Annotated in this window: 5 protein-coding genes; 2 read left to right on the top strand and 3 right to left on the bottom strand. The window is 71.2% G+C overall.

What is annotated here, in order from left to right; all coding sequences use genetic code 11:
- Positions 1 to 53: 53 nt before the first annotated feature.
- The 3 genes from GUY60_RS33540 to GUY60_RS33530 all read right to left on the bottom strand — a co-directional run bounded on the left by GUY60_RS33540 (position 54) and on the right by GUY60_RS33530 (position 2329).
- On the bottom strand, positions 54 to 464 hold the full coding sequence (locus tag GUY60_RS33540; protein ID WP_161704789.1) for a RidA family protein: 411 nt from the start codon (positions 462 to 464) through the stop codon (positions 54 to 56).
- A 72-nt stretch (positions 465 to 536) separates the two neighbouring features.
- Positions 537 to 1286: an IclR family transcriptional regulator gene (locus GUY60_RS33535; protein ID WP_161704787.1), complete on the bottom strand. Its 750-nt coding sequence runs from the start codon at positions 1284 to 1286 to the stop codon at positions 537 to 539.
- On the bottom strand, positions 1283 to 2329 hold the full coding sequence (locus tag GUY60_RS33530) for a sugar kinase (RefSeq protein WP_161704791.1): 1047 nt from the start codon (positions 2327 to 2329) through the stop codon (positions 1283 to 1285). Before GUY60_RS33530 ends, GUY60_RS33535 begins: the two co-directional genes overlap by 4 nt.
- 214 nt (positions 2330 to 2543) lie before the next feature.
- Here GUY60_RS33530 and GUY60_RS33525 point away from each other — a divergent pair, with 214 nt between their 5' ends.
- On the top strand, positions 2544 to 3854 hold the full coding sequence (locus GUY60_RS33525; RefSeq protein ID WP_161704785.1) for an amino acid deaminase: 1311 nt from the start codon (positions 2544 to 2546) through the stop codon (positions 3852 to 3854).
- A gap of 185 nt (positions 3855 to 4039) precedes the next feature.
- The coding region (locus GUY60_RS33520) for an N-acyl-D-amino-acid deacylase family protein (RefSeq protein ID WP_161704783.1) at positions 4040 to 5427 on the top strand (1388 nt) is incomplete at its 3' end.

Raw genomic sequence — 5427 nt, 5'->3', positions numbered from 1 at the left:
GGGAAGCGGAGCGCCGTGCCGCGCTCAGGTGGAGCGGCGGTTCTAACGGCACGTCAGCCGAGGACGGCCAGCGCGTCGATCTCGATGAGCAGGCCCTTGGGGAGACCGACGTACACGGTGGTACGCGCGGAGGCGGGGGCCTTGAGGCCCTGCTCCTCGAAGTACTCGTTGTAGATGGCGTTCATCTCGGCGAAGTGGTCCACGTCCGTGAGGTAGACGCGCATCATCATCACGTCGTCCCAGCTCGCGCCGCCCTCTTCGAGGATCGCCTTGACGTTGGCGAAGGTCTGCAGGGTCTGCTCGCGCAGCGTCGGGCCTGCCGGGGTGGGCGCCTTGCCCTCCTCGGCGGGCAGGAAGCCGACCTGTCCGGCGACCTGAAGGAGGTTGCCCTTCTTCACGCCGTGCGAGAACTTCGCGGGCGGGGTGGTGTGCGTGGCCGGGGTGAGAGCGATCTTCTCGGTCATGAACCGTCTTCCTTCTGAGGGGTGTTGAGCGATGGGTCGTGGAACTGTGGTCAGTGGGGGCGGCCGGGGGGCCTACGCGGGGGTGTGGCCCGAGTACTCGCGGCTGATGGCCTCCGCGGTGCGGCGCACCTGCGGCAGCAGGGTGAGGAGCTCCTCCGCGGTGACGACGACGTTCGGCGCGGAGACCGACATGGCGGCGACGACCCTTCCGTCCGCACCGCGGATGGGGGCCCCGATGCAGTTGATGGACTCCTCGTGGCCACCGAGGTCGGTGGCCCAGCCCTGTTCCCGTACGGTCGCGAGCTCCCGGAGGAAGGCCGCGGCGTTCGGTATCGAACGGGCCGTGTACATGGGGTAGTCGAGCTTCTCGGCGATGGCCCGCCGCTCCGGCTCGGACAGGTCGGCGAGCAGCAGCTTGGCCACGGCGGCGACGGTGATCGCGACGGGCTTGCCGATACGGGAGTACATCCGCACCGGGTAGCGGCTCTCCACCTTGTCGATGTAGAGGACCTCGTTCTCCTCGTACACGGCGAGGTGGATGGTGTGCCCGATCTGCTCGTTCAGCTCGACGAGGTGCGGGTGGGCGATCTCGCGCACGTCGAGGTTCTCCACCGCCTCCTGCGCGAGCGCGAACAGGCGGGCGCCCAGGCGGTAGCGCTGGTCGGACTGGCGGTAGACGAGGCCGTGCTCGTGCAGGGTGCGCAGCAGCCGCAGCGCGGTCGACTTGTGCACGTCGAGCCGCTCGGCGACCTGCCCCAGGTCTGCGGGTCCCTCCGCGAGCAGCGGCAGGATGCTCAGCGCCCGGTCGACGGTCTGGCTCATGTGGTGACTCCCTCCACGGCCCAGCTCTCGATCGTGTCCGGGCCGAGGCGCAGTGTCCCCCACTCCTCACCGCTCAACGCGGCAAGCCGGTCGGCCTCGGCGCGGGCGGGCGGAGTGCCCAGGTCGCCGGGGACGAGGAGGGCGGCGGCGGCGGTCAGATGCCCGTGCCGCAGCCGCGCGGAGTCGGGGAGCCCGCGCAGCGTCGCGGAGAGGAACCCGGCGGCGAAGGCATCACCCGCACCGACGGACGCGACCACGTCGACCTTGAGCGAGGGCTCGTACGTGGCCTCGGTACCGCTGAAGACCGTCGCACCGTCGGCGCCCTGCTTGACGACGAGGGTGCCCGGCTCGGGCAGCGCGGCCCGGATCGCCGCGGGCCCACCGGTGATCCCCCAAGCGGCCTCGGCCTCGTCCTCACCGACGAAGACCAGGTCACTACGGCGCGCGAGCTCAAGCAGTACGGGCCCGGCCTGCGCGGGGTCGGCCCACAGATGGACCCGGTAGTTCACGTCGAACGAGACCAGCGGCCGCCCGGCCCGCGGCTCGGTCAGCGCACGCATCAGGGCGAGACAGTCGGCGGAGAGGGCGGCGGTGATGCCGGAGATGTGCAGGATGCGGGCGTCGTCGAGGGCGTGCGGGTCGACGGTGTGGGGGGCCATGGCGGAGGCGGCGGATCCGGCACGGTAGTAGGCGACTTCGGCGGGGGGCTCAAAATCAGCCCCTCCGGCGTTTGAGGAGCGGGGTCCGGGGCGGAGCCCCGAGTCGTCTGCCACGTCGACGGCACGCTCCCCCGCCGTACGGAAGTAGATCCCCGTAGGCCGAGAGGGGTCGACGGCGACGGCTGACGTATCAACCCCGCAAGCGCCGATCGCCGAGATCAAGTGCTCACCGAACCCGTCCGCCCCGACCCGGCTGACCCACCGCGACGAATGCCCGGCCAGGGCCAACGTGCAGGCGACGTTCGACTCCGCGCCGCCGATCCCGCGCTCGAACGACGGCACGTCGGCGAGCCGTCCGGGCCGGGAGGGCCGGAACGTGACCATGGACTCGCCGAGACAGACCACGTCGGTACCGACGTGGTCCGCCCCTCGGAGGGGTCCTGACGCGTTCACGGTGGGCACGCTCGATCTCCTTCACTACTCCCGGGCGCCATTGACCCGGTATTGGCTCGGATGTTAGACAGCGGTAAGCGAAATACGCAATGGGCATTGCACATGTTGCAACGCACCGTGGCGGTCAGCCCTTAGGAGGCCCCTCATGGCAGCCGACAACGTCGTCGGAAAGCTCGTCGGAAAGCACGCGGCACGGACTCAACTCGCCGACGAGCGAGTCGACTTCCGCTTCAAGGGCCTGCCGCCGGACGCCGAGGGCCTGACCGTCGGCGAGCTCGCCGCCGAGCGCCGCAACCTCTTCACGGACGGCTTCACCACGCCCGTACTCGCCCTCTCCGCCGAGCGCGTCGAGCACAACCTCGCCCTGATGGAGACCTACTCCACCCGGCACGGCCTCGCCTTCGCCCCGCACGGCAAGACCTCCATGGCCCCCGAACTCTTCGCCCGCCAGGAGGAGCACGGCGCCTGGGGCATCACGCTCGCGGTCCCGCACCAGGTACGGGTAGCGCGCGCGTACGGCACCCGCCGGATCTTCCTCGCCAACGAACTCGTCGACGCGGCCGCGCTGCGCTGGATCGCCGCCGAACTGGACGCGGACCCCGACTTCCGCTTCATCTCGTACGTCGACTCCGTGCGCGGCGTCGAGCTGATGGACGCGGCCCTGCGCGCGGCCGGCGCCTCGCGCCCCGTCGAGGTCGTGGTGGAGCTCGGCGCGGGCGACGCGGCGCGTACCGGTGTGCGTACCGAGGCCGAGTGCGCGGCGATCGCGGACGCGGTGGCGGCCACGACCACGCTGCGCCTGGTCGGCGTCGCGGGCTACGAGGGCGAGGTGCCGGACGCCGACCCCGAGCGGGTGCACGCCTGGCTGCGCCGCATGGTCGCGATCGCCGTGGACTTCGACAAGGCGGGCCGCTTCGCGGGGCTCGACGAGATCGTGGTCAGCGCGGGCGGCAGCGCCTGGTTCGACGCGGTCGCGGACGTGTTCGCCGAGATCCCCGACCTCTCCGCACCCGTCCTCAAACTCCTCCGCTCCGGCGCGTACGTCTCGCACGACGACGGCCACTACAAGCACCTCACCCCGTTCAACCGGGTCCCCGGCGAGGGCGCACTGCAGCCCGCGTTCCGGCTCTGGGCCCAGGTGGTCTCCCGCCCCAACGCCGAGCAGGCCTTCGTGAACGCGGGCAAGCGGGACGCGGCGTACGACCTGCACCTGCCCGAGGCTCAGGTGGTCCGGGACGCGGAGTCGGGTGAGGTCCGCGAGTCCACCGGTATCGAGATCACCGGCCTCTCCGACCAGCACGGCTGGGTCCGTACGACGCCCGAGGCGGACCTGGAGGTCGGCGACTGGGTCGGCATGGGCCTGTCCCACCCCTGCACGTCGTTCGACAAGTGGCAGCTGATCCCCCTGGCCGAGGCCGACGGCACGGTCGTGGACTACATCCGCACGTACTTCTAGATCCCCGCCCCGCCCCTTCCCGAAGTCCTCGCCGGACGGGCCTCCTCAAACGCCGGAGGGGCTCAAATTTGAGCCCCTCCGGCGTTTGAGGAGCGGGGTCCGGGGCGGAGCCCCGTGGCTGTCCGCAGGACTTTCGGGAAGGGGCGGGGCGGGGAGAAAAAGAACCCAGAGAGGCAGAGCACCCCATGGACCTGGTCATCCGCGACGCCCGCGTCATCGACGGCACCGGCAACGCCTCGTACCGCGCCGACGTAGCCATCGACAACGGCCGGATCGCCGAGATCAGCAGAGAGGGCGAGGGCCCCCGGCCCTCCGGACAGCGCACCGTCGACGCCGACGGCCTCGCCCTCTCCCCCGGCTTCATCGACATGCACGCCCACAGCGACCTGGCCCTCCTCCGCGACCCGGCCCACACCGCGAAGGCCGCCCAGGGCGTCACCCTGGAAGTCATCGGCCAGGACGGCCTCAGCTACGCGCCCGTCGACGACCGCACCCTCGCCCAGGTCCGCCAGGCCATCACGGGCTGGAACGGCGACGGCTCCGACATCGACTTCAACTGGCGCACCGTCGGCGGCTACCTCGACGCCCTCGACAGCGCCCACGACGGCCAGGGCATCGCGGTGAACGCCGCGTACCTCATCCCGCAGGGCACCGTCCGGATGTACGCCGTCGGCTGGGACGACCGCCCCGCCACGGCCCAAGAGCTGGACCGGATGCGGCAGTTGGTCGCCGAGGGCATGGAACAGGGCGCCGTCGGCATGTCCTCGGGCCTGACGTACACGCCCGGCATGTACGCGAAGGACTCCGAACTGGCCGAACTCTGCCGGGTCGTGGCGGCCCACGACGGCTACTACTGCCCGCACCACCGCTCGTACGGCGCCGGCGCCCTGGACGCGTACCGGGAGATGGTCGACCTGACCCGGGACGCCGACTGCGCCCTGCACCTGGCGCACGCCACCATGAACTTCGGCGTGAACAAGGGCAAGGCCCCGGACCTGCTCGCGCTCATCGACGCCGCACTCGCCGAGGGCGCCGACATCAGCCTGGACACGTACCCGTACACGCCGGGCTGCACCACACTCGTCGCGATGCTGCCGAGCTGGGCGAGCGAGGGCGGCCCGGACGCGATCCTGTCCCGTCTGGAGGACGACGAGACGGCCGAGAAGATCCGGCACCACATGGAGGTCATCGGCGCCGACGGCTGCCACGGCGTGCCGATCGAGTGGGACACCATCGAGATCTCCGGCGTCTCCGACCCCGGCCTGGCCTCCTGCGTCGGCAAGACGATCGCCCAGTCCGCGAAGCAGCGCGGCGAGGAGCCCTGGATCACCGCCCGCCGCCTGCTCATCAACGACAAGCTGGGCTCGACGATCCTCCAGCACGTCGGCCACGAGGACAACGTCCGCGCGATCATGCAGCACCGGGTGCACACCGGCGGCAGCGACGGCATCCTGCAGGGCTTCAAGCCGCACCCGCGCGCGTACGGCACGTTCCCGCACTACCTCGGCCGGTACGCGCGGGACCTGGGCGTCCTCGGCCTGGAGGAGACCGTCGCCCACCTCACCTCCCGCCC

Origin of the sequence: Streptomyces boluensis, assembly GCF_009908195.1 — a bacterium.
Classification (GTDB): domain Bacteria; phylum Actinomycetota; class Actinomycetes; order Streptomycetales; family Streptomycetaceae; genus Streptomyces; species Streptomyces boluensis.
Note: the sequence above shows the minus strand (reverse complement) of the source record. Positions and strands in the feature narration are given on the sequence as shown.

Excerpts from the sequence above, each read along its gene's own strand:
- GUY60_RS33530 (WP_161704791.1), bottom strand. The coding sequence starts at position 2,329 with ATGGTCACGTTCCGGCCCTCCCGGCCCGGACGGCTCGCCGACGTGCCG.
- GUY60_RS33540 (WP_161704789.1), bottom strand. The coding sequence starts at position 464 with ATGACCGAGAAGATCGCTCTCACCCCGGCCACGCACACCACCCCGCCC.
- GUY60_RS33525 (WP_161704785.1), top strand. The coding sequence starts at position 2,544 with ATGGCAGCCGACAACGTCGTCGGAAAGCTCGTCGGAAAGCACGCGGCA.
- GUY60_RS33535 (WP_161704787.1), bottom strand. The coding sequence starts at position 1,286 with ATGAGCCAGACCGTCGACCGGGCGCTGAGCATCCTGCCGCTGCTCGCG.